Source organism: Paenibacillus sp. P22 (assembly GCF_000469945.2).
Lineage (GTDB): Bacteria > Bacillota > Bacilli > Paenibacillales > Paenibacillaceae > Paenibacillus_O > Paenibacillus_O humicus.
In genome coordinates, this window is record NZ_CBRA020000086.1 from 17,475 (window position 1) to 41,020 (window position 23,546).

20 protein-coding genes and 2 pseudogenes are annotated in these 23,546 nt (G+C 56.4%); 14 read left to right on the forward strand and 8 right to left on the reverse strand.

Features of this window, described 5'->3' with window-relative positions:
- Positions 1–95 precede the first annotated feature (95 nt).
- The 6 genes and pseudogenes from BN871_RS13385 (at position 96) to BN871_RS13400 (ending at position 3,881) form a co-directional block, all read left to right on the forward strand.
- Positions 96–842, forward strand: coding sequence for an SDR family NAD(P)-dependent oxidoreductase (locus BN871_RS13385; protein ID WP_021879341.1), 747 nt, complete (start codon positions 96–98; stop codon positions 840–842).
- 140 nt (positions 843–982) lie between these two features.
- Positions 983–1,489, forward strand: coding sequence for a GNAT family N-acetyltransferase (locus BN871_RS13390; RefSeq protein WP_021879342.1), 507 nt, complete (start codon positions 983–985; stop codon positions 1,487–1,489).
- A gap of 123 nt (positions 1,490–1,612) precedes the next feature.
- Positions 1,613–1,984, forward strand: coding sequence for a hypothetical protein (locus BN871_RS13395; protein WP_048746559.1), 372 nt, complete (start codon positions 1,613–1,615; stop codon positions 1,982–1,984).
- A gap of 81 nt (positions 1,985–2,065) precedes the next feature.
- Positions 2,066–2,179, forward strand: a pseudogene (locus tag BN871_RS29660) (chitinase); the annotation flags it as partial.
- A gap of 43 nt (positions 2,180–2,222) precedes the next feature.
- On the forward strand, positions 2,223–2,648 hold the full coding sequence (locus BN871_RS26910) for a chitinase (protein ID WP_269745428.1): 426 nt from the start codon (positions 2,223–2,225) through the stop codon (positions 2,646–2,648).
- A gap of 84 nt (positions 2,649–2,732) precedes the next feature.
- Positions 2,733–3,881 (forward strand): glycoside hydrolase family 16 protein, encoded by a 1,149-nt coding sequence (locus tag BN871_RS13400; protein WP_021879345.1) that lies wholly within the window; start codon positions 2,733–2,735, stop codon positions 3,879–3,881.
- Positions 3,882–4,075: 194 nt separating this feature from the next.
- On the opposite strand, the gene BN871_RS13405 is transcribed toward BN871_RS13400, so the two are convergent.
- On the reverse strand, positions 4,076–4,906 hold the full coding sequence (locus tag BN871_RS13405; protein WP_048746560.1) for an N-acetyltransferase: 831 nt from the start codon (positions 4,904–4,906) through the stop codon (positions 4,076–4,078).
- Between the two features lie 480 nt (positions 4,907–5,386).
- On the reverse strand, positions 5,387–5,764 hold the full coding sequence (locus tag BN871_RS13410) for a MerR family transcriptional regulator (protein ID WP_021879347.1): 378 nt from the start codon (positions 5,762–5,764) through the stop codon (positions 5,387–5,389).
- A 183-nt stretch (positions 5,765–5,947) separates the two neighbouring features.
- On the opposite strand from BN871_RS13410, the gene BN871_RS13415 reads away from it, so the two are divergent.
- From BN871_RS13415 to BN871_RS13425, 3 genes and pseudogenes are all read left to right on the forward strand, one after another.
- Complete coding sequence (locus BN871_RS13415) at positions 5,948–6,796, forward strand: SDR family oxidoreductase (protein ID WP_021879348.1); 849 nt, start codon at positions 5,948–5,950, stop codon at positions 6,794–6,796.
- Positions 6,797–7,082: 286 nt separating this feature from the next.
- Positions 7,083–8,051 (forward strand): annotated as a pseudogene (locus BN871_RS13420) (MBL fold metallo-hydrolase).
- A 233-nt stretch (positions 8,052–8,284) separates the two neighbouring features.
- Positions 8,285–8,476, forward strand: a complete 192-nt coding sequence (locus BN871_RS13425; RefSeq protein WP_021879350.1) for a hypothetical protein — start codon at positions 8,285–8,287, stop codon at positions 8,474–8,476.
- Positions 8,477–8,706: 230 nt separating this feature from the next.
- Here the strand turns inward: BN871_RS13425 and BN871_RS13430 are convergent, their stop codons facing one another.
- Entirely contained in the window at positions 8,707–10,770 is a 2,064-nt protein-coding gene (locus BN871_RS13430) for a GxGYxYP domain-containing protein (RefSeq protein WP_048746563.1), read from the reverse strand.
- A gap of 346 nt (positions 10,771–11,116) precedes the next feature.
- Between BN871_RS13430 and BN871_RS13435 the strand changes: the two genes are divergently transcribed.
- From BN871_RS13435 to BN871_RS13455, 5 genes are all read left to right on the forward strand, one after another.
- On the forward strand, positions 11,117–12,286 hold the full coding sequence (locus BN871_RS13435; protein ID WP_048746564.1) for a substrate-binding domain-containing protein: 1,170 nt from the start codon (positions 11,117–11,119) through the stop codon (positions 12,284–12,286).
- Positions 12,287–12,859: 573 nt separating this feature from the next.
- The gene (locus tag BN871_RS13440; RefSeq protein WP_232313032.1) at positions 12,860–15,730 is read left to right on the forward strand and encodes a glycoside hydrolase family 38 C-terminal domain-containing protein; all 2,871 of its coding nucleotides are present in this window, start codon (positions 12,860–12,862) and stop codon (positions 15,728–15,730) included.
- Between the two features lie 593 nt (positions 15,731–16,323).
- Positions 16,324–16,908 (forward strand): ABC transporter permease subunit, encoded by a 585-nt coding sequence (locus BN871_RS29070; RefSeq protein ID WP_232313034.1) that lies wholly within the window; start codon positions 16,324–16,326, stop codon positions 16,906–16,908.
- A 20-nt stretch (positions 16,909–16,928) separates the two neighbouring features.
- Complete coding sequence (locus BN871_RS13450) at positions 16,929–17,825, forward strand: carbohydrate ABC transporter permease (RefSeq protein WP_021881432.1); 897 nt, start codon at positions 16,929–16,931, stop codon at positions 17,823–17,825.
- 93 nt (positions 17,826–17,918) lie between these two features.
- The gene (locus BN871_RS13455) at positions 17,919–19,010 is read left to right on the forward strand and encodes an extracellular solute-binding protein (RefSeq protein WP_083436432.1); all 1,092 of its coding nucleotides are present in this window, start codon (positions 17,919–17,921) and stop codon (positions 19,008–19,010) included.
- Positions 19,011–19,158: 148 nt separating this feature from the next.
- Here BN871_RS13455 and BN871_RS13460 read toward each other — a convergent pair whose 3' ends face one another.
- From BN871_RS13460 to BN871_RS13480, 5 genes are all read right to left on the reverse strand, one after another.
- Positions 19,159–19,464, reverse strand: coding sequence for a YlbG family protein (locus BN871_RS13460; protein ID WP_232313036.1), 306 nt, complete (start codon positions 19,462–19,464; stop codon positions 19,159–19,161).
- Positions 19,464–19,925, reverse strand: coding sequence for a YlbF family regulator (locus BN871_RS13465; RefSeq protein ID WP_307721783.1), 462 nt, complete (start codon positions 19,923–19,925; stop codon positions 19,464–19,466). The genes BN871_RS13460 and BN871_RS13465 overlap by 1 nt, the downstream gene beginning before the upstream one ends.
- An 86-nt stretch (positions 19,926–20,011) precedes the next feature.
- Positions 20,012–20,734, reverse strand: coding sequence for a hypothetical protein (locus tag BN871_RS13470; protein ID WP_048746566.1), 723 nt, complete (start codon positions 20,732–20,734; stop codon positions 20,012–20,014).
- On the reverse strand, positions 20,691–21,773 hold the full coding sequence (locus tag BN871_RS13475; protein WP_048746568.1) for a hypothetical protein: 1,083 nt from the start codon (positions 21,771–21,773) through the stop codon (positions 20,691–20,693). Before BN871_RS13475 ends, BN871_RS13470 begins: the two co-directional genes overlap by 44 nt.
- Complete coding sequence (locus BN871_RS13480) at positions 21,770–23,428, reverse strand: DNA repair helicase XPB (protein ID WP_048746569.1); 1,659 nt, start codon at positions 23,426–23,428, stop codon at positions 21,770–21,772. The genes BN871_RS13475 and BN871_RS13480 overlap by 4 nt, the downstream gene beginning before the upstream one ends.
- Positions 23,429–23,546 lie beyond the last annotated feature (118 nt).

Genomic DNA, 23,546 nt, shown 5'->3' on the forward strand with positions numbered 1-23,546 from the left:
CCGACTTGGCTTTCTCTTGAGCTGCTGAAGCCATATTGCCATACGGCTCCCAAAACAACTTTAGGGAGTAAAAAAGAAGAAGAGGGGTTTTAACCGTGGAAAAACTACAAGGAAAAGTAGCGATCGTGACAGGTGCATCAAAAGGGATTGGCGCAGGCATTGCAAAAGCCTTTGCGGCAGCTGGTGCAGCGGTAATCGTCAATTATGCGGGAAGCAAAGAAGGTGCGGATCTCGTTGTTTCCGAGATCATGAAAAACGGAGGACGGGCAGCCGCCATTCAGGCCAATGTTTCCAAGGAAGCCGATGTCAAACGGTTATTTGAAGAAACAAAGCGGTTATTTGGCCCAATCGATATCCTGGTGAATAATGCCAGCATCTTTCGGTTCGCGACTCTTGAGGCAATAACCGAGGATGAATTTCACAGTCACTTTAATACCAACGTTCTGGGGCCGATCCTGACCAGCAAAGAAGCCGTCCAGCATTTCGGAACAAAAGGCGGCAATATCATTAACATCAGCTCTACTGAGGGCATTAATCCTTCTGTGTCCGCGTTGCTCTATGCGGCGACAAAAAGCGCAACGGGCTCCATGACGCGAGTGATGGCAAAAGAACTCGGAGGACGAAATATCCGCGTGAACGCCATCGCTCCGGGGACAACGGAGACAGAAGGCACACAAGCGATCGGAGCTTGGTCCCAGATCCGAGAACATGCTGTTTCCATGACACCGCTTGGACGTGTAGGACAGCCCGAAGATATTGCAAGAGCAGCTGTATTCTTAGCGTCCGACGAAGCGGCTTGGATTACTGGCGATACCATTCTCGTTTCGGGCGGTCTGCTATAAGCCGACTCGACAGCCTTGAACTTTAAACAAAACGATCGTTGAGAAAATATAGCATCAGGCTGTCCCAGCATCGAAGCAGCAGCCACGGAAGAGAAAATAAAGTCCTTGAAGCCATCACGTTTAACACAAGGAGAAAATGAATGAACATTCGTTCCCTGTCGGAATCTGATGCTCATGCATACCAGCAATTGCGCTTAAACGGGCTGCAAAGCAGCCCGGAAGCTTACGTTTCTTCCTATGAACAGGAAGCCAAGTTTCCCTTGGAATTTTACAAAGAACTCCTCAAACCGACTCCCGATAAATTTGTCCTTGGAGCCTTTGTCAATAACACTCTGTTCGGAATGGCAACTTTCATGCGGGACACCGGCCTTAAGGACGCCCACAAAGGAAATATATACGGAATGTATGTAGCTCCTGAACTGCGCGGACATGGCATGGCAAAAGCCCTTATGCTGGAACTTATTCATAAGGCGAGGAAGATAGATGGTGTGGAGCAGCTGAAATTAGCCGTCGTTTCGGAAAATGAAGCGGCAAGAAACCTATACGAATCCTTAGGTTTCGAAGTCTACGGGGTCGAAAAAAACGCATTAAAGCATAATGGGGTCTACTCTGACGGGATATGGATGGCATTAAGGCTTGCACATTAAGAATACGTTCGTTTTCAGCAACCGCTTTATAAAGCGGACATCGTTACTACTGTTCTCTGCCACGCAGTTGTCTACATGCGAAAAAACGCGCATTTAGTTCAACTTATTATAGGAGGTCTTCATATGTCTTCAACGATTAAAGCAGCGGTTAACAATCATTTTGTGTCTGCGGATCAAGCAGGGGCGAGCCCGCTTATTGCCAACCGGACAGTTGCGCAGAATTGGGAGAAATTTAATGTCATCCATAATTCAGACAATACCGTATCGTTCTTATCGATTGCCAACAACAAATATGTAACAGCTGATCTGAATCAGGGGACTAAACTGATCGCAAGGGCGTCTACGATTCAAGCTTGGGAAAAATTCAGGAAAATCGATCGAGGCAACGGAAAAATAGCCCTTCAAGCTGTAGCCAACAATCTATACGTATCTGTGGACTTGAATCAGGGATCGGTTCTCTATGCGAACAGGAATTCAGCTTCCGGATGGGAATAATTCATCGTTTCTGCTTCCAATACTGCCCCTGCATCCGCGCAATCGGGCAGTTTCATCGTTACTGAAGACCAATTCAACCAAATATTCTCTAACCGCAATCGATTCTACACCTACTCTGGATTGTTGGCTGCTATCAGCGCTTACCCGGGTTTTACGACAACTGGCAGCATCACCATTCAGAAGCAGGAAGCTGCCGCATTCCTTGCCAACGTTTATCATGAAACGGGAGGATTATACCATGTCGTTGAGCAGAACACGGCGAATTATTCGCACTATTCTGCTGCCCACAATCAGTATCCCCCCCGCGCCTGGAAAGCAATATTATGGTCGCGGTCCCCTGCAATTGAGCTGGAATTACAATTATGGGGCGGCAGGCATAGCATTGGGGCTTCCACTCTTGAACAATCCAGATCTAGTTGCCCAGGACGCTTCGGTAGCTTGGAAAACGGCACTTTGGTTTTGGAACACTCAAACAGGCGCCGGAACGATGACGGGACATAATGCGATGGTTAACTCTAAAGGATTCGGTGAAACCATTAGAACGATTAATGGCGCATTGGAATGCAACGGTAGAAATCCGATGCAGGTTCAAAGCCGTACGGTTCAGTATAAACGGATTGCTTCGATTCTCGGTGTGACCCCCGGCGATAATCTTGGTTGCTGAAAGATGAATACTTAAAGAGCTGATTGATGCGGCCATCTTCCTATTTGGACTGCATGCTCTTGATTAAATTTCAGGAGGTTTTATATGTCTTCCACGATTAAAGCAGCGGTAAATAATCAATTTGTGTCTGCGGATCAAGCAGGGGCGAGTCCGCTTGTCGCCAACCGGGCAGTTGCGCAAAATTGGGAGAAATTTAATGTCATCCATAATTCGGACAATACCGTATCGTTCTTATCGATTGCCAACAACAAATATGTCACAGCTGATCTGAATCAGGGTACTAAACTGATTGCAAGGGCGTCTACGATTCAAGCTTGGGAAAAATTCAGGAAAATCGATCGAGGGAACGGAAAAACAGCCCTTCAAGCTGTAGCCAACAATCTATACGTATCTGTGGACTTGAATCAAGGATCGATTCTCTATGCGAACAGGACTTCTGCGTCCGGATGGGAAGAATTCATCGTTTCCGCTTCAGATTCTGCGCCTGCACCTGCGCCGGACAACTGGTCTCTTGTATGGAGCGATGAATTCGACGGGGCTGACGGCACGGCTCCTGATCCCAGCAAATGGGGCTATGATATCGGCGGGCACGGATGGGGGAACAAGGAAAAACAGTATTATACGAATAGTACGAAAAACGCCTATCAAGACGGTTCTGGTCACTTAGTAATTAAAGCGATTAAAGAAAACATAAACGGAATGTCCTATTCGTCCGCTCGATTGGTTTCGAAGAATAAAGGAGATTGGATGTACGGCAAATTTGTCGTTCGTGCCAAGCTTCCTTACGGGAAGGGGATATGGCCGGCTATTTGGATGCTTCCGACAAATTATGAGTATGGCGGATGGCCAGCGAGCGGCGAAATTGACATTATGGAGCAGCGAGGATCGGATCCGTTAAAGGTGATGGGAACCGTTCACTTTGGTAATCCATGGAAATATATCGGTTCGAACTACACCTTGCCGGATAATGGGTATCACGATTATTCCGTTGAGTGGGAACCCAACCAAATTCGGTGGTATGTAGACGGAAAGCTGTATCAAACACGAAACTCAAATGAATGGTTTAGTTCAGGAGGATCGAGTCCGGCTCCATTCAATAAGAAGTTTCACTTTTTATTGAATCTTGCCGTCGGTGGAGATTTTGATGGCGATCCCGATGGCTCCACGATATTCCCGCAAACAATGATGATTGATTTTGTTCGTGTGTACAGTAGGAACACAGTGACCAAGTGACATTCTCCAAACGTGTTCCAACATGAAACATCCTATAAAAACGGACCGGGTAAGGCGTTCGCCCTACCCGGTCCGTTTTCTCCTGCCAATGTTATTGTGCCAGTAGTTATATACTCAGCTTTCGCAGCATGAATTGGTTACAAGCATGATGGGAGCATGGGAGCACGCTATGATTCTGATGAGAGTAAATCGATCTATTTCAAGATAAAGTTCTGACGCACTAAAACACGTTTAAATCCAGCTCGATGAAAGTTGCGGTAAGACTTGTGAGCGTGCTCTTCCCCTTCAAGCGGTTGTCCAGTATCCCCGGTAAAACCGATAACTCCAGCAGCAATTCCATCCGTTATGCGCCGTTTGAATAGTGCATTCTGCGCCCCTCTGCCGCGATATTCCGGTAACGTCGAAGCTACCCCAAGATAGGCCCAGCTGTTGTCGATGAACATGGCTGCGGAAGCGACGGGTTTATTACCGTCATAGGCCGCGTAAGTTTTCCATTTTGGCCGTCCAGCCAACGCCGAAAAAAACGGGATGTTTGATTCGGGCACACCGAACCCCGCATGTACGGTAAAGCCGAAGTCTTCAGCGCAGGGTGCTCCAACGAGACGGATATCAAGCGTAGGTGGGATTGGATGGCTTTGCACAGGCGATGAATCTCGATAAAATACGGCCTTGCCGTTTCCAACACGTTCCAAGCCTCTTGTGTTCATCCACTCAAGAATCTTTTTAGAAAGGGCATGCGGCGGAATTTGCAAGGGAGAGGACGGAGCCGCATGTTCTTTCAACCATGCGAGTGCCAGTTCCAGCTCCGCTTCGCTTGCTGGCCCAATTCCTACGCCGAGAACGCGGTTGAAATCAGGATAGGGCAGCCCGCGATTAGCGAGGGCAATACTTGATCCCACACGCGTAAAGGAGACATTTGAACTTTTCACATAGCTTTCCGGTGCAGAAGCACACATATCCAACCAAGCCTCGCGTTCAACTTTCTCAATAAAAGGAATGACATTATTATCAATAATCGGCTTCAACAGAGAAATAGTCTCCTTATGTAAGGATTACTTTATACCTTCAAATTATAATTATATTTGATTACTAGTTTAGCGCGGGGGAAATGAGATATGTACAAATTTAATGCTCAATTAATACTTCTTATCCTGGAATAGTCATACTGGAGGGCATAGTTTTTCATAGGATTGTGTTCATATTCCATTGCTTGGAGATAACAATGACCATGTGCACAGAAGTAGTCGAGCACTTCGGAGTGGATTTGCGAACGGGATACTCTCTCGGGGGGACGGGGGGCCAATTGCCTTGGATTGCCTCGACGAGCTTGGGCGATTTTTTTCTTTGGCAGCGCCGCTCTGGCTTCCATTTCCGAGTTGCGGAGCTAAGCCGTCGCCGTCTTGGATTCACTAACGTTCAAAAAGCGCATTCGGGTGGGGATATAGAATGATTAAGGATTGAGCTTACTGACACTACTATGCTTACCATTCAAGCTGCCCTTTCTATTATGGCAGCTTTTCAAATTTATTATCTTGGACATCAATTAACGCCAATTTATAATTGATCTTTTCCAGTGTTTTCACCAATAGGGCTAATTGATCTTCCACTTTGCTTCTCTGGTGCATCAGCATCTGTTTCCTTTGTGGCAATGTACTATCCCCGCGCTTGTAAAGCTCCACGTAAAGTTTTATTTCTGATAGTGGCAGCCCTGTTGAACGCAGTGCTTGCACCATCTCAATACAATCGATGTAGTGTTGGCTAAACATGCGGACCCCCTTCGCATCTCGGTCAGCAATTGGCAACACGCCTTCTTTCTCATAGAAACGAAGTGTATATGCAGTAATGCCCATTTTTTTTGAAATTTGCTTAATAGTCAGACTCATTAGAGTTCATTCACCGCCTGTATTGATTAGAGTAACTCTAATATAATTTACAATCAGAACTTACATAGCGTCAATTACAAACCCTTAACAATAAGGAGTAGACAGATGGAATTGACTTAGAGCCACTATAACCGAGTAAGCTAACATAGAAGCGATAAAAACTGAGTTGAAGGAGATAGCTCAATGACAAAAACCGTATTGATCACGGGGTGTTCGACCGGATTAGGCCATACTACAGCCAAGAAGTTTGCTAATGAGGGCTGGAACGTGGTTGCGACGATGCGCAAGCCGGACCAGAGCTTGGCAGAGGAAAATCCCGAACGGATTTTTGTAACGGCGCTCGATATTACTAATCCTGCCAGCATCGAGGCCGCGATTTCGGCAGGGATCGCCAGGTTTGGCAAGATTGACGCGGTTGTGAACAACGCTGGAGTCAGTGTCATCTCGGTGTTTGAAACAACACCTATGAATGCTATCCGCGGGGTTTTCGAGACCAATGTCTTCGGTACGATGAACGTCATTCAGGCGATTACGCCTTATTTCCGCGGGCAAGGCGGCGGAACCATTGTAAATATCACTTCGAACATAGGCTTTACCTCATTCCCGCTTTTTTCGGTCTATGCAGCGTCAAAGCATGCAGTCGAAGGACTGTCGGAATCGCTGGCCTACGAGCTTGAATCGCAAAATATCTCCCTCAAACTGGTGGAGCCAGGTTCCATGCTAACGACAAGCTTCGGGTCGAACACCATGTCCGCATCCCAAGATGCGTCCGTTCCAGAATCGTACAAGCCTTATTTCGATCACATGATGCAATGCATGATGACCTTTCCATTTGGTAATGCTGATGTGAACCAGGTGGCCGGCCAGATTTACGCTGCTGCCAACGATAAGTCTGACCGACTACGCTTTCTTGCAGGTCCGGATGCGGAAGAAACGGCCAGACTGAGATGGACCACGTCGGAAGAAACGTACATGACTACTTTGCGGGAACTGTTGGGGCAAACCGCATGGAAAAATAGTCAAGGAAAGTAACGTTTCAAATAACCCAAACCAGCTATTGTTCATGTAGAGCACGATAAAAGCCTCAGTGATGTACCATGTACATTTTCTGGGGCTTTGCCGATCTTTAAAGAAATACTCGGGTGTGTAAAAACGAAACCAGAATGTAAATGGGGATTTAGATAAAGGAACCCAATATGCTGCTCCACACGAGCCCGCTGCTGAAATCAGCCGGAGTTAGAGGGATATAACGGCTTGAAAGCGTGCCCTACACAAATGATGGGTTGTGAAGATGATGAATAAACCACAGAGAACAACCATGAAAAAATATGAAAATCAGATTCCGACCGATATGAGAATGGGTTTAGCGACAATATTTAGCTTACTGAGGGATGCTCTATTAACAAGAGGGAGACTAAAGCCTGCAACTAATCTTGCTGTAGAGACATTTACGTTAGCGGACATAATGACTGTTCCGAATGCTGCACGTGTAACATGGTTTGGCCATTCGGCTTTTCTACTTGAACTAGAGAATAAAAGACTTCTCTTTGATCCGATGCTAGGCACTCGAATTCCTTGGGTTGGCGAGAAACGATACAGCAGGAAGCTGCCTCTTCAGCCAGAGGATTTTCCCGCGATGGATGCGATTATCTTATCCCATGATCACTATGATCATTTGGACTATTCTTCAATCCGTAAACTAAAGGATAAAACCCATCGATTTATCGTGCCAAAAGGAGTAGGGCGGGATTTGATCAAATGGGGAGTCGCACCGGAAAAAATTTCTGAGCACCAGTGGTATGAAGAGCTCTTGATTGACGGTCTTACGTTGGCCTGTATGCCGGCGAGGCATTTCTCAGGAAGAGGGATGTTCAACCGTAATTCTACCCTGTGGTGCTCATGGGTCATCGTCGGGAGCGACACGAGGGTTTACTTCAGTGGAGATAGCGGCTATGGTCCTCACTTTAAGGAAATCGGTGAGATTTACGGACCGTTCGACTTGACAATGATGGAATGCGGGCAATATGACGAACGGTTTTTGATTCATATGAAGCCTGAAGAAACGGTGCGAGCTCATCTTGATCTTAGAGGAAAGCTCTTGATTCCCATTCATTAGGGAGCGTTCACGCTAGCCTTTCACTTATGGACTGATCCCATAGAACGGGTCACAAAAGCGGCGTCCGAACAAAAGGTCAACATCGCAACTCCAAAAATCGGCGAATCTGTTATCATAACGTCCAAGGAAATTCCAACGAGTGCTTGGTGGAGAAAAGAGATAATGGAATAAGTTTTCTCTGCCATCTATTTTTTGCTGAAGCACTCCAGGATCAACTTAGCCTCTTCAACGTACTGGTTAGTTTTTCCGCAAGAACCAAAACGGAGCCTCGCTGGATTGCGGGTTCCGTTTTCTATGTGTTTTTAATTAAAATAACGTCCAACTTCAACATGCCGTCCCTTCGGTCAAATGAAGTTGAACACATGACGAATACTCCGGTGTTCCAGCAATAGCGGGAGGTAGAAATGGGCGACATGGATCAAATCCGAATTGAACCGAAAGATGGAAAGTTTGCCGTAGTATTGAAACACGGCGGATTGATACAGGAAATGGAGCTGCGGCATCAATGGGAAGAAGCGAAGCAATTTGCTTTCTACCTGTCGGATCGTATCCGGTTGGACGTGTTTTGTAAGGGAAAGAAACTAAGCCGCAAGTAGTGAGGTGCTGTTCAACCGCAAACAGCATCCCCCCATTTGGCGGCATCGTTGCTTCTCCTTGCCTCTCATCCTATGTGTTCTTCTATATCGTGCAGGATGCAGATGCCTGGCTCCTACATCTGCTTATCGGCCCAAAAACACAAACAGGACGACGCCTAGGACAACGCATCGTCCTGTTGATGAGAGGGGCTTGAATCTCAGCAGGCGGCGTTGGCCGCCGGATCTGTACTTTAAGGCCGCAGACCGTTCGCCTCGCGGACGAGCGAGAAGTACTGATCGGCTCTGACGGCTTCAAATTCCGGCCCGAGAGAGCCGTTCAAGGCGACGACGTCCGTCGGGGTCAAGCTCCAGGCGAGCAGGCCGAGCGAGATGAAGAGAGGCGACTTGCCGTCCCACTTCGCCTTGGCTTCCGCCAGAATGCGCTGGCCGTCCTTGACCGTGCCGATGCCCTGGATCGTCGAGATCGGCAGCTTGTTTTTGGCCAGCTCGACGCCGAAGCGGTCTTCCCAGCTGAGGAACAGGCCGGGGGCGTGATACTCGTCGGCATAGGCTTTCGCCTTCGCGTCGCTGAGCGGAACGTTCTCGCTGTCGATGCGGTTGAGCACGTACGGGATCGTCATGCCGGTTTTTTTCAAGTAAGGATAGGTTGACTTCAAATAGGACGGGAAGGTGCTGTCCGGCCAGGCGTTCGCGTAGAAGTACCCCGCTCCCGAAGGTCCGGAGATGAGCTGGTCGCTCGGCGTCGCCGTCTTCAGGTAGTAGTCCAGAATGGCGGGAGCGCCGTCGTACAGCAGCGGGCTGGATGTCCAGTTGAGCGGCACCTTGCCGCGTGCGGGATCGTCCCACAGGACGCGCATCCGATGCTGGTTGTACTGGAAGTTGTCGCCTTCGCTGAACGTATAGGTGACATAGATCTTGTTCTGCAGCTTCGGAGCTTTGGCCGCCTTGAGCGGCGCCGCTACCGATCTGCCGCCCGAGAATACGGTCATGTTGCTGAACCAGTCGGCGGCAAGCACGTACACGCTGTGCCGGGAGGTAATCTCCACGGAGCTGAATTCGCCGACGGTATCGTTGCTGAACCAGCCGAGATAAGGGGTCCCCGGCTGCACATCCGACAGGATGCGCTCGAACAGCTCCCGCTGCGCCGGCACGTTGGAGTCGAGCCAGAACACCATCGCCCTGTTCGCGACGGCGTAGTCGCGCAGGTAGCCGTAAGGCTCCTTCTGCTCGGAGGAGGCCGGCTGCTCGCTGCCGGCGCTGACCTTGAACTGGTTCCACATCTCGACGGATGCGGTCAGCTGCCTGGTGCCTGCCGGAGGCGTGAAGCGGTAGACGAAATAACGTCCGTTGTCGGCGAAGCGGTGGCCGCCGCTGCCGGCCGAAACCTGGGAGCTCTGGGCGTCGTACAGGAACGGCTCCTCCGCGGGAGTGCCGGGAACGAAGCTGGCGATCGTCTGCCCGTCTGCCTTGACGGCAACCTCGTGAACGGCCGGTCCCCAGCCGTCCTCGGGGAAGGCGTCGTCGAAGCGGAGATAGACCGACTGCTGGCCGAGGTAAGGCGACAGGTCGAGATCGTACACCTTGCGGTTGCCTGCGTCCCGCTCCTGCGACGTCTCCTGCGCGACCGTCTTGTACGAGGCTGGGATGCCGGTGGACGGCAGGCGGATGGATGTATCGGGACTGAGGCCGACGAGCATCCGATGGGTCGTCTGGCTCCATAGATGCTCGTACTGCCAGGTGTAGGCATCGAGCCGGTCCTTGAAGCGGCCCTGCAGATCGTCGAGCACCTTGAAGGAATAAGGAGAAGCCGTCAGCTTTTTCGCCAGCTCGGGGCTTGCGGCGACCGCATCCTTGATTCCCGCCAGGGTAGTCGCCACGTTGATGGAATCGGGTACTTGAGGGTCATAAACGATGATGCCCTTGACCTCGCTCTTGAACTTGTCCAGCAGCGACCATTCGCTGTCGCGGACTTTGTAGGGGACGTCGAGATCGTTCAGCCAGGCGAACTTGCCTTCTTCCTTGCTCTCGAGCAAATAAATGCGCGGCTCGCTGCGGTTGACGAGGCCTTGGAGCGTGGCCAAAAGCAGCTTCACATCGCCGGGGGCGTCATAGATATCCGCCACTTCAAGCTGCTTGGCCTTGGCGAAGCGGGGGAGCTGCTGCTGCTGGGGCCAGGAAATGGAGCCGGACGGGGAGCGATTCTCCTTCTGGGCATCCGGCTCGGCGGAGACGGCGAAGGAGAAGGACAATGTGCAGGCCAATGCAAGACTGGCTGCCGCAAGCTTGCGAATCATCACGAAACACCTCTTTTGTTCGGAATAGGTTGCTTTCCAAGCCTTGTTCGGGAGAACGGTCCCTGCGCTCCCGAGGCTCACCTCCTTGATCCGGGAGTGGCGAATTAATCAGGTTTGAATGCGCTTGCATTTATATTAAATATATTATACATATATAATTCAAGCACTTCGACAAAGAATGCAGGGAAAACACGCCGAAAGGCGGAGGTTTAGTTCTGGCGAAGCAGGGAGCTTCAAAAGGGATTTGCGGCTCTGTGCCCAGGGAGGAGGAATGGGAAACGGTTGCGCAACGATAAGCAAGAATATATTATATATACAAATCTCGGACCGAAACTGGTGATGGAAAATGAGCTCGACAGATCGAACTCCGCTGTATCAGAAAATTCAGGATTACATCCGTGATCTTATCGATTCGAACGAACTGAAGGAAGGCGACCGGATCCCGACGGAAAAAGAGCTGATGGACCGGTTCAACGTAAGCAAGATCACGGTCGTCAACGCCTTGTCCGGCCTGGCTGCCGAGAAGCTGATCTCCCGTGTGCCCGGACGCGGCACCTTCGTGAGCGGCCGGCAGCCTGAAGAGGCCGCCCCGGATTTCCCGCTGCAGCAGCCGGGCGCGGCATTATCGGCTCCGGAGCGGGGAGCGGGGAGACGGCGGAGCGGCCTGATCGGCCTCGTCATGCCTTCCATCGACGATTATTTCGCCATCCGGCTAATCGACGGCGTGCGCATGGCGCTTGAGGACAAGGGTTATCGAAGCGTGATCCTGCTCTCCGGAGGCCAGGTGGACAAGGAGAAGGAAGCAATCAAGACGCTGAAGGAGATCGGGGCCGAGGGGCTGCTGATCTTTCCCGTGGACGAGGAGCAGTACAATGAAGAAATTCTCGCGATGAAGTTCTCCGGATTTCCGTTCGTTCTGATCGACCGCTATCTGCCGGGGGTGGAGACGAATTACATCGCATCCGACGGAAGGATGGGCACGAGTCTGGCGGTGGACCATCTATGGGAGCTCGGGCATCGCGAGATCGCGATCTGCTCCGACTCGCCGATGCAGACCGTTACGGTTCAGGAGCGTCTCGAAGGGTACATGAACGAGCTGAAAAACAAAGGGGCGCTCATCAATCCCGCCCACATGATTACCGGCTTCCGGGTGGAAAGCCTCAAGAAAGCGGAGACTCATCCGCTGTTCCGGTATATCCGCAACCGGATGGCGACCGCTTATATCACGCTGAACGGGCGGCTCGCGGTGCAGATCTACCAGATGGCCCTGCAGGCCGGACTGCGCGTGCCGGAGGATCTGTCGATCGTCAGCTTCGACGATCCGACCTCGATCGTGGAGGAATTCAGCATGTTCACGCATATCCGGCAGTTCGAATTCGATATGGGCAGCCGGGCGGCCGAAAAGCTGCTGGAGGTCATACGTAAAGGCGGAGCCGGAGGCGGCTACACGAAAACGCTGCTGGAGCCCGAGCTTGTCGTCCGCCAGACGACATCGGGTCCGCCGCTTCAAGGATGACGACGCTTTGCGGTGGATCGTTCCGGCATATGCCGCGCGCTCCCGCAGAAGGCTCCCCGCAGACAACTCCTTGCAGACGGCTCCTTGCAGGACAACTCCTTGCAGGACAACTCCTTGCAGAAGGCTCTTCGCCTTCAAGGCGGCGGAGCCGTTTTTGAATTGAGCTGCTTATTTTAGAATCCGGTTCCTTCAAGGGACCGTTTTTTTTTTATTCCTTTTTTTCTAAAAAACATATTGAACATATACAATAGATATATTATAGTTGGATTTGAGCTTGGGAAAAGAAATAGAGGCTGAGCCTGCATAAAGGAGACGGTTAAAGCATGCCATACGAAGTCATCCGGCCTGAACAATTGAGAGGCGTGCTGGGACGCCTGCAGGCGAATATATACGAGCCGGTCGCCGAGCTTGCCGTATCGGCCTGGGTAACGCCCGAGCCGGTGCCCTACGGGGAGGCGCCGGTCGGGACGGCCGGTCCAGCTTCAGGCTGGAGACCGCTGGGGAGAGCTGTGGGACTGCGCCTGGTTCCATTTCTCCGGTTCCGTGCCGGAACGGGCGAAGGACGAAAAGGTCGTGCTGCTCATCGACGTGAACGGCGAGCTTTGCCTGGTGGACGAGGACGGGTCGCCGGTCCAGGGGCTGACCAACATCAATTCCGAGTTCGACTTTTCGCTCGGCTTGCCCGGCAAGCGGGTCGTGCATGTAAGCGAGCGCTCGAGCGGAGACGAAGCCATCGACCTGTGGGGCGACGCGGGCTGCAACGACCTGTTCGGCCGCTACCGCAGCGGCACGCTCAAGGAAGCGGTCGTCGCGATCTGCCGGGAGGAGCTGCGGCAGCTGTACTACGATTTCGAGGTGCTGCTGGAGACGGCGGAGCGCCTGCCTGCCGGCTCCGCCCGCAAGGAGCGGATCTTCCGCACCTTGCATGACGCCTCGCATCGGCTCGCGGGCTTGACGGACGAGGAGATCGCGCAGGCGCGGAGCCTGCTCGGCGAGCAGCTCGCCAAGCGCGGCGGCGATCCCGTCCTGACGATCAGCGCCGTCGGCCATGCGCATATCGATCTGGCGTGGCTCTGGCCGATCCGGGAGACGATCCGCAAGGGCGCCAGGACGTTCTCGACGGCGCTGTCCATGATGGAGCGCTATCCGGATTATGTGTTCGGAGCGAGCCAGCCGCAGCTGTACGAGTGGATGAAGATCCATTATCCGAAGCTGTACGGACGGATCAAGGAACGCGTCGCGGAAGGCCGCTGGGAGCCGCAGGGAGCGATGTGGGTCGAGTCGGACACGAACGTTCCGGGAGGCGAATCGCTCGTGCGCCAGCTGCTCTACGGCAAGCGGTATTTCCAGCAGGAGTTCGGCCAGGAGATGAAGTCGCTCTGGATGCCGGATGTATTCGGCTACACGGCCAGCCTGCCGCAGCTGCTGAAGAAGGCCGGCGTCGATTACATGATGACGCAGAAGCTGAGCTGGAGCGTGTACAACCGCCATCCGCACCACACGTTCATGTGGGAGGGAATCGACGGCTCGCAGGTGCTGACGCATATGCCTCCGGAGGATACGTACAACAGTCCGGCGGCGCCGCGCTCGATCGTGAAGGCGGAGCAGGAGTATTTGGACAAAGGCATATCCGACCGCGCGCTCATGCTGTTCGGCATCGGCGACGGCGGGGGCGGACCGGGAGAAGAGCATCTGGAGCGGCTCGCCCGGGAGCAGGATCTGCTCGGTCTCAGCCCGGTGGAGCAGGAGCCGTCCTCGCGCTTCTTCGAGCGGCTCGCGGAGGGCGCGGAGCGCTACGAGACGTGGCGCGGAGAGCTGTACCTGGAGAAGCATCAGGGAACGCTGACAAGCCAGGGCCGGAGCAAGCGCTACAACCGCAAGCTGGAGAAGGCGCTGCGCGAGCTGGAATTCGCCGCCGTGCTCGCCGGGATGGCGGACGGCAGTCCGTATCCGGCCCGGGAGCTGGAGGAGATCTGGAAGGAAGTGCTTCTCTATCAATTCCACGATATTCTGCCGGGCTCCTCGATCAAGCGGGTCTACGACGAATCGCTGGAACGGTACGCCGTGCTTCTGGACAAAACGGAACGGATGACAGAGGCGGCTTACGCCAGCGCGGCAGGCGGCGCATCCGGCACGGCCGTCTTCAACTCGCTCCCCTGGGAGCGGGAGGAATGGCTCCGGCTGGACGGCCGCTGGCAGCTCGTGCGCGTGCCTGCGATGGGCTTCGTTACGGTGGGAGGAGCGGCTTCCGGGGCGAAGGATGCCGCCGAATTCCCTGATCTGCGGGCTTCGGCCGAGGGCCGGGTCATCGAGAACGGGCTGCTGGCGCTGGCCTTCGATGCGGAGGGCGGCATAACGTCCATCCTCGACAAGGAAGCCGGCCGCGAGCTTGTGCAGCCGGGACGGGGCGCCAACGCGCTGCGCGTCTACTCCGATGACGGGGACGCCTGGGACTTCCGCCAGGATTACCGGGCAGCCGGAGGAACGTCGCTGCGGCTCGAGGAGGTCGAGGCGTTCGCCGATGGGCCGAAGGCCGGCCTGACCATGCGGTATGCGTTCGGCGGATCGATCCTTGTCCAGCGGGTGGTGCTGACGGAAGGCAGCCGCCGGATCGACTTCGAGACGAAGGTCGACTGGAAGGAATCGGGCAAGATGCTCCGCACGTCGTTCCCGCTCGGCATCCGCTGTGATTCCGTCAGCTGCGACATCCAGTTCGGCTACCTGAAGCGGCCGACGCATCGCAACACGATGTGGGATTACGCCAAGGACGAGATCTGCGCCCATCACTACGCGGATCTGTCCGAGCCCGATTACGGCGTGGCGCTGCTCAACGACTGCAAGTACGGCCACCGCGCCGAGGGCGGCGAGCTGGATCTCAACCTGCTGCGCAGCCCGTCCTATCCCGATCCGGAAGCCGACAGGGCCGAGCATGAGTTCACCTACTCCCTGTATCCGCATGCCGGCGACCATGTCCAGGCCGGCATCTACCGGCGCGGCTACGAGCTGAACGTGCCTCTGCGGACCGTGGCCGCGGCATCGCCGTCCGTCCGGTCCTCCGGGGACGGTGCCGAGCCGACGGCGGTTCAGGCGGCGGTGTCCGCCTGCGCGGCTGCAGCCGAGACAGCCGCAGCGGCCGATATGCCGTCGGCGGGAGCATCATCCGGCTGGGAGGAGGGACGCTCGTTCCTGCTGCCGGACCATCCGCATGTGATGGTGGAGGCGGTGAAGCGCGCCGAAGATGACGGAGACCTCGTCATCCGGCTGTACGAGACGGCCGGCACGAGACTGAAGACGACGGTGCGGGCGGGCTTCGCTCTCTCGGAAGCGTGGCTGGCCGATCTGATGGAGCAGAAGCAGCACCCGCTGGAAATATCCGGCGGAGCGGTCGAGCTGGCCTTCGACCCGTTCGAGGTCAAGACGCTCAAGCTGTCTCTCCAGCCGTAGCCGTCCGGTCGAGCCGATCGGCTGACCGCCAATAGGCTGCCGTTCTGAGAAGCCGAGGGATTGCTTTTGCGAACCGATGGTCTTCTTATTACCGTTCAGCGAAGCCGCGGCATTGCCCTTGCGGACCGATGGTCCGCTCGCCGCTTGGTGAGCCGCGGCTTCGCTCGACCCGATTCACCCGGAGAAGCGGCGCCTGCCGAACGACCGCAGGCGCCGTCATATCCGGCCGCTTCCCCATCCGACAAGGAGGTTGAATCCCATGATGGCTAACCCGCTCCTGAAGCGGATCTGGCGGCACAAGCTGTTCTACCTGTTCATGCTGCCCGGCATCGTCTGGTTTTTCCTGTTCTCCTACGTGCCTCTCTACGGCATTCAAGTCGCCTTCCGCGATTTCCGGTTTTCCGGCGGCTTTACCGGCAGCCCGTGGGCCGGCCTGAAATACTTCCATCAATTTTTCGATTATTACCAGTCCAGCCAGCTCATCCGCAACACGCTGCTCATCAGCGGCCTCAAGCTGCTCATCGGGTTCGCGATGCCGATCCTGCTGGCGATCCTGCTCAACGAGGTTCGGAGCCTTAAATTCAAAGAAAACTTTGCAAACGCTTTCTTATTTGCCTTACTTCGTCTCCTGGGTCGTCGTCGTGACGCTCATGCAGCGCCTGCTCACCCCTTACGGCGGTCCGGTCAACGACCTGCTCCTCTCCTCCGGGGCCTTGAAGGACCCCATCCAGTTCCTCAACAACACCACCTGGTTCTACCAGATCATCGTCGGCTCCGACGTATGGAAGAACATCGGCTGGAACTCCATCATCTACATGGCCGCCATCGCCGGCATCGACCAGCAGCTGTACGAGGCGGCGAAAATCGACGGCGCGGGCCGGTTCCGCCAGATCTGGCATGTCACGCTGCCGGGAGTCCGCAACATCGCGGTCATCCTGTTCATCCTCGCCACCGGCAGCCTCATGAGCGCGGGCTACGAGCAGCTGCTGCTGCTGAACGGGCCGGCGACCGCCGCCATCGGCAGCGTGCTCGACGTGCATGTCATCAGCGCCGGCATCGGCGAAGGACGGCTCAGCTATGCGGCCGCGGTCGGCCTGTTCCAGAGCTTCATCGCGCTCGTGCTGATCCTGACCGTCAACCGGCTCGCCCGCAAGGTCAGCGACGTATCCCTTTTCTAATCCGAAAGGAGGTTCCGTTCATGGGAAGGCGCCAATTCTCCCTCTTCAGCGTGTTCAATTACACCGTCCTGACGCTGTTCGGGCTGTCGATGATCTATCCGTTCATCTATATCCTCGTCTACTCGCTGAACGACGGCAAAGATTCCATGCTGGGGGCGCTCTACTTCTACCCCCGCCAGTTCACGCTCGACAACTACGTGCAGATCTTCGACAACGCCAAAATCTGGCAGGCGTACAAGATCACGCTGCTGCGGACGCTGCTCGGCACGTTCCTGCATGTGACGCTGTGCACGCTGATGGCCTACGCGCTGTCCAAGAAGACGCTGCCCGGCCGGACGTTCTTCACCTTCTACATTTTCCTGCCGACGATCTTCAGCGCAGGCTTCATTCCCTACTTCATCACGCTCCAGAAGCTCCATCTCATCAACAGCTTCTGGGTCTATGTCATTCCGATGCTGTTCAGCTTCTTCCACATCGTCATCATCCGCACGTTCCTGCAAGGAATTCCGGAGGAGCTGGAGGAGTCGGCCCGCATCGACGGCTACGGCGATTTCCAGATCTTCCTGAGGATCATTCTCCCTCTGTCGGGGCCGGTGCTGGCGACGATCTCGCTCTTCATCGGAGTCTCCCACTGGAACGACTGGTTCAGCGGGGCTTACTACGTCTCCGACAAGAGCCTCATTCCTGTCCAGACGCTGCTTCAGCAGATGCTCACCGAAGCGGAAGCGCTGTCGTCCTCCATGCAGCGGGCGGCCCAGCAGGGCGGCCAGACGATGAACGTCAACGTGGCGGGAGCGACGCCGGAATCGCTGCGGATGGCGCTGCTGGTCATCACCGTGTTTCCGATTCTGTGCATCTATCCGTTTCTGCAGAAATACTTCGTCAAGGGCGTCATGATGGGCTCGGTCAAAGGCTAGGGTAAACGTCCCGCAGCCGGTGAACCGGGCTCAAGCCGGGCGGCTGGGAAGGGACTTTATCATATACCACTTACGAATATCGGAGGGGTTACCATGAGGAACAAGCGGAGCAAGGCTGCGGCGGCGCTGCTCGCGGCGGCGATGATGGGCGGCACGCTCATTGGCTGCAGCAACGGCGGCGGCAACGATGCGGCAGCGGGAAATGGCGGCGGGGACGGCGGCTCGGGCAAGGAAGTGACGTTGAAGATTTTGCACAACTGGAACGGATCCGGCACCGGGGACGTCGATCCGACGCCCGTCGCCAAGGCGATCGAGGAGAAGACCGGCGTCAAGGTGAAGATGGATTACACCAAGGGCAGCGAGGTCGAAAAGGTGAACCAGATCTTCGCGACGCAGGATCTGCCGGACATCTACACGGGACCGGCCTGGGGCGGGGAGCTGGACGGCATCATCAAGGCGGCCAAGGAGGATCAGCTCGTCGACATCTCCGGCAAGCTGGACAAATACCCGAACCTCGCCAAGGCGATCGCCAAGGAAAACGTGCCGCCGGCCCTGTACGACAAGGCGATCGGAGCGTTCGGAGACAAGAAGTACATGATGTACCAGAACCAGCCTTCGACGGACAAGGACGCCATGGACTGGTTGTACGGCTTCTACGTTCGCAAGGACATCGCGGAGAAGGTCGGCATCGACCCGCAGTCGGTCAAGACGAAGGACGACATGTACAATTTCCTCAAAAAAATCAAGGACGCGGGACTGAAGGAGAGCGGCATGCCGGTGTTCCCGCTTGGCGGCTTCTCCAACGGCTGGGCCGTCGGCATCGGCAATACGATGTTCTACGGCTCCGACTACGTCGACAAGGGCGACGGCACGCTTGAGCATGTCTTCTTCACCAAGCCGTACGAGGAGTACACGCTTTACTACCGCAAGCTGATCTCCGAAGGGCTGCTCGATCCGGAGACGTTCACGCAGACCGACCCGATCGCGCAGGAGAAGATCAAGCAGGGCCGCATCGCCGTCCTGGCCGCGCATCTGCCGGCGATCATCGATGCTTCCAAGGATTATGTGAAAGCGCATCCGGGAAGCGACTACGTGCCGGTAGGCCCGCTGGAGCGCGCCGGCGCCGAGCCGGACCGGCCGGTCGATCTCGCCCCTGGGAAGCAGGCCTTTATATCTAGTTTATGATTAGGTTTATTCTACCATGTCTATTTCCAATTTCAAATTAAAAAATAGGACTCTCCATTATTGTCACATTTTGGGTTTTTGTACAAGAAAAAAGACCCTCGCCCGCCAGAGGTCGAAGGTCTTGGGCCACCGAAGCCGGACGCTGCATCTACATGCTGTAGAAACGCGTTTTGTCCGGATTTTCCTTGGTGTATTCCGTCTTGATCTCGTTCCGGAGGGAGCGTTCCGTCTTCTTGACGTACGGCAGGCGGTGAATGTTGCGCAGCGTCTCTTCCTCGCGCCCCGAATCGATGTAGATAACGGCATAATGCAGCCGCCGCGAAATGTAATGCACGTTGCCGTATTTCTCCAGGCTGCGGGCCGACTTGGCGTCGCTCACCCAGACGATGTAGCCCTTACGCTGTTCGGGGAACGAAGCCGCTTCGACGGCCGGCATCGACTCGGAATGCTCCATCAGCCGCACCCCCCGCTTCCGCAGCTGCAGGAGCCGCCTCCGCCGCAGCCGCCCGACGGCAGCGGATTGTTGCCCGGCACCTTGATCGAGCCGGATACCGATTCGGCGATCATCAGGGATACGTCATAGAGCAGCGTATCCACGACCTCCTCGGCTTCCTTGTAGCGGCGGATGCATTCCACCTGCGCCATCTCGGCTTCGACAGCCTTCACTTTATCCTTGGCCGCATGATAGTCGGGATGGAACCTTCCGAAGCGCTCGCATTCGGAGAAGAATTCCTTCGCCCGGTTGAATCTCGCCCTCAGCGAGGCGACCTCCGGGTTGTGTTCGACTTCGTTCTTCCAATATAAATAATCCGCCACTTCGGCCGATTGGTTGATGTAATCGCCCAGTTCATAGGCGCAGAGCACGACTGGCGCCATATCCAGCGGCGTCTGCTCCGCAATCTCAAGCTGCTGCAAGATCGGTCCACTCCTTCCTGCCGGGGAAGGTCTCCTTCCGGCTTGCTCCTATCATAGCATACCCGATTGAGCTTCGGTAGACGCCTTCAGCGGGCGGGTGCGTTTCCGGGAATGTGCAGCCGGATTCGGCCGACTTGGCCGTGAATCAGCATCGCCGGCACTCTGGCTTCATTGTCCTTCCGGTAGAAGCCTTCCGCAGCCCAGCCGTCGCCGTCCCCCTGTACTTGGAGCGGAACGAATATGCCGGCGCTTTCCCCGTCATGAAGCTCCACGGGAATATGCAGCCGGACCGCGCTCTCCAGCAGCTGGCGGCAAGCGGACGGGCGATAGCTGCGCGGGGCGGCTGTCCAGGCAGCGGGCAGCTTCTCCGCTTGCAGGACAAGCCAAGGCTGAACCTCGGCCGCCGGCGCCGGTTCGAGCGTGGCAAAGGTCAAGGAAGGATCCGACGGCTGCCAGCAAGGCCTGCCGCTGCTTCCTGCAGCGTCCTCCCCGCTCTCCTCGACGGCAAAGAGGGTGCTGCGGCTCTCCGTCCCGGGCAAGCATTGCGCCAGAAGCGCTTCCACCTGCGAAGGCAGCGCCGCTCCCGAGGCGACGGCCAGCCATTCCCGCAGCTGGCCAGCCCCAATGCCGAGCGCCGCCGACCTTTTCAGAGATTTTTCTGTAAGCCGGTAGGCAGTGAGCTCCCTCACTTCTCCACGTTCGGCAGCGAGCTCGAGCGGCCAGAGCTGACGATACGAAGTCCAGGCTCCCGCCCATATATCTCCGTCAGGCTGCAGCAGAAGCGGCTCGTCCCCCTCTGAATCCCCCATCCTCCCCGCAGCCTTCAGCAGAGAGGAGCAGCCGGAAGCAGGACTCTCCTTGCTCCGTTTCGCCCCATTCGGCCCAGCCGCAGCCCGCCAGCCATTCCAGCAGCCCGGTCCATGCCGCGCTGTCCCGGCCCGGGCAGCCTGCAGGCCACACGGAGCGCGACCGGCATAGCTGCTCCAGCTTGGGCACGCTGTACCAGACATCCTCCCTCAGACTGGAGATGACCGACGCAGCGGCAGCCGCTTCCGCCGAACGGCGGACAGCCCGATCCAATATCCACCTGAACAGCCCCCTTTCCCGCTGCATCAGAGGCTCGTCAAGCCATGTCCGCAGCTTCTGCGCATCCCAGCTCCAGGCTCGTCCAGGACGCAAAATGCCGCTGCTGAAAGACCAGTCGAGCACGAGCGCGACCGAGCCGGGATAGTCCAGCCTCAAGGAAGGGTCCAGCTGGATAAAGGATTCGGGGCTCAAGCCCGCTGCCTGCTCCAGAGCTTTAATGGTGCTCCCATGAAGCCTTCCCTTCACGGTGAGTACCGGTCCGCTTCGGGCAAGCTCCGCTAGTGCCCCCAGCAGAGCGCGGCTGTACAGAGCGCCGCCTCCGCTTACGGCCGACGCGGCGCTGCGGTGCGCCGCCTCCTCGTCCGCAGCAATCCATGGGCTGGCAACGGCCGCCCATTTCAAGTACGAGCCGGCCGTCACGGCGACGGCGCGCTCCCCCCAGAAGCGCAGCCTCGCTTGCACGGCTCCGGCTGCCTGCAGGCCGGACAGGCCGGCACGCAGCTCCAGTCCCGACCAGCAGCCTGCGGCGGCTTCCTCCAGCAGCCGCCCCTCCTCGGCAGGATGGACGCCGAATCTCGTCAGCAGACAGCGGAGCACATCCTTCGAGACCGGGCTCAAGCGGCTCCAAATCTCCGCTTCCGAATCCTCTCCGGAGAAAGGTCCGGCAGAGCCCGGCAGCTCCGGCATAAGCACCGGATCGCTGCGTCTCCGGGTAGGACGGACAGCTTTGCTGCGCTCCCAAGGCTTGTCAGAGCCCATCATAAAGATCCCTTTTCCGCGATCTCGTACGTATAGCCCTGTTCGATCATGAACAGCTGCCGCTTCAACGCGAATTCCGTTTCCTTTGTCCCATCCGTCACGACCGTATAGAAATAAGCCCGGTTATCTTCCTTCGGCCGCAGCAGCCTGCCAATCCGCTGCGCTTCCTCCTGACGGGAGCCGTAGCTGCCCGATACTTGAATGGCGACGGCCGCATCGGGCATATCGATCGCGAAATTCGCGACCTTGGATACGACCAGCACAGGCAGGCTGCCGGAATTGAAGCGGCTGTACAGCTCCTCCCGCTCCTCGGGCGGCGTGCTGCCCGACAGCACGGGAGCTTCGAGCTCCCTCCCGAGGCTGGACAGCTGCCGCAAGTACTGGCCGATGACGAGCGCAGGTTTCCCCGGATGCCTTTCCAGAAGCCGGCGCACCGCCTCCGCCTTGCGGGGATTTTCTCCGGCGAGCCGCAGCTGGGCGCGGGCTCCCGCCCCATCGTATGTTTCCCCGTCTTCCTCCGGCAGCGGCACCCTCACCTCCCGGCAGCTGACCGCGGCGATCCAGCCCTCGCGCTCAAGCGCCTTCCACGGCAGCTCGAACAGCTTGGGGCCGATCAGGGAAAAGACATCCTCGGCTCGCCCGTCCTCGCGCACGAGCGTCGCTGTCAGGCCCAGCCTCCGCGTCGCCTGCAGCTCGGCGGTCAACCGGAATACCGGAGCCGGAAGCAGATGCACCTCGTCGTAGATGATGAGGCCCCAGTCCCTGCGGCTGAACAAATCCATATGGCCTCCGCTGCCCCGGCGTCCCATAATCTGATACGAGGCGATGGTGACCGGCCGTACTTGCTTGTTCTCCCCCGTATATTCGCCGATGTCATCCTCCGCGATCGTCGTTTTTTCCACCAGCTCTCGCCGCCACTGCCGTACGGAGGTCGTGCCCGATGTCAGGATCAGCGTCGCGCAGCCGAGCCTGGCGAGAGCGGCGGCGCCAACGACGGTCTTGCCCGCTCCGCACGGCAGCACGATGACGCCGCTGCCGCCCTCTCCCTGGACGCCGTCCCGGCAAAACCGTTCCACCGCTTGCAGCTGGTAATCCCTCAGCCGGAACGGCTTGCCCGAGGGCAGCTCGCCGCGCAGACCGATGCGGAGCGCTTCGCCTTCCCGGTAGCCGGCATGGTCGACGACCGGCATGCCCATCCGCAGCAGCTCTCTCTTCAGATCTCCCCGGCGATCGCCCGGAACGGCGATTCCATCGGCTGCGCGGGCAGCCCCCCATGAAGCGATGCACTCGTCCGTAATTTCCCGCAGCCTTGCGGCGGGTCCGGACAGCAGCAGCATGCCGTCTTCAATCGATGTCAGCTCCAGCTCCCCGTACCTGCTGAGCCACTGCTTCACTCTGCCGGCGGCCGCGCCCGGCACCCCGTACCGCGCATTGGCTTCTAGGCAGTCCAGGATTTCTTCCGCCGGCTTGCCTTGGGAAGCAGCATTCCATACGCTCAGCGGGGTCATTCGGTAGGTATGCATCGTGCCGGGACGCTTGACGAGCTCGGCAAAGCCCGCGAGCGCTTCCCTGGCCTTTTCGGCTCCGGGATGGGCATCGTCCAGCAGCACCGTGCCGTCCTCCAGCACGACAAGCGGGCCGCTCTTCCGCTTCAGCATGTTAGACCCAGCCTCCTTTTATCACTTGCCAATGCTGACAGTATGGGGCAAAACCCAGCCTTTTTATGCCGCCTGGCCGCGCATAGGAGGGGCTGAAGCAAAAAGGCCGGCAGTTCCC

Excerpts from the sequence above, each read along its gene's own strand:
- BN871_RS13430 (WP_048746563.1), bottom strand. The coding sequence starts at position 10,770 with ATGATTCGCAAGCTTGCGGCAGCCAGTCTTGCATTGGCCTGCACATTG.
- BN871_RS13470 (WP_048746566.1), bottom strand. The coding sequence starts at position 20,734 with ATGGGGGATTCAGAGGGGGACGAGCCGCTTCTGCTGCAGCCTGACGGA.
- BN871_RS13425 (WP_021879350.1), top strand. The coding sequence starts at position 8,285 with ATGGGCGACATGGATCAAATCCGAATTGAACCGAAAGATGGAAAGTTT.
- BN871_RS13455 (WP_083436432.1), top strand. The coding sequence starts at position 17,919 with ATGAGGAACAAGCGGAGCAAGGCTGCGGCGGCGCTGCTCGCGGCGGCG.
- BN871_RS13475 (WP_048746568.1), bottom strand. The coding sequence starts at position 21,773 with ATGATGGGCTCTGACAAGCCTTGGGAGCGCAGCAAAGCTGTCCGTCCT.
- BN871_RS26910 (WP_269745428.1), top strand. The coding sequence starts at position 2,223 with ATGTCGTTGAGCAGAACACGGCGAATTATTCGCACTATTCTGCTGCCC.
- BN871_RS13460 (WP_232313036.1), bottom strand. The coding sequence starts at position 19,464 with ATGGAGCATTCCGAGTCGATGCCGGCCGTCGAAGCGGCTTCGTTCCCC.
- BN871_RS13450 (WP_021881432.1), top strand. The coding sequence starts at position 16,929 with ATGGGAAGGCGCCAATTCTCCCTCTTCAGCGTGTTCAATTACACCGTC.
- BN871_RS13480 (WP_048746569.1), bottom strand. The coding sequence starts at position 23,428 with ATGCTGAAGCGGAAGAGCGGCCCGCTTGTCGTGCTGGAGGACGGCACG.
- BN871_RS13400 (WP_021879345.1), top strand. The coding sequence starts at position 2,733 with ATGTCTTCCACGATTAAAGCAGCGGTAAATAATCAATTTGTGTCTGCG.
- BN871_RS13395 (WP_048746559.1), top strand. The coding sequence starts at position 1,613 with ATGTCTTCAACGATTAAAGCAGCGGTTAACAATCATTTTGTGTCTGCG.
- BN871_RS13435 (WP_048746564.1), top strand. The coding sequence starts at position 11,117 with ATGAGCTCGACAGATCGAACTCCGCTGTATCAGAAAATTCAGGATTAC.
- BN871_RS13410 (WP_021879347.1), bottom strand. The coding sequence starts at position 5,764 with ATGAGTCTGACTATTAAGCAAATTTCAAAAAAAATGGGCATTACTGCA.
- BN871_RS13415 (WP_021879348.1), top strand. The coding sequence starts at position 5,948 with ATGACAAAAACCGTATTGATCACGGGGTGTTCGACCGGATTAGGCCAT.
- BN871_RS13390 (WP_021879342.1), top strand. The coding sequence starts at position 983 with ATGAACATTCGTTCCCTGTCGGAATCTGATGCTCATGCATACCAGCAA.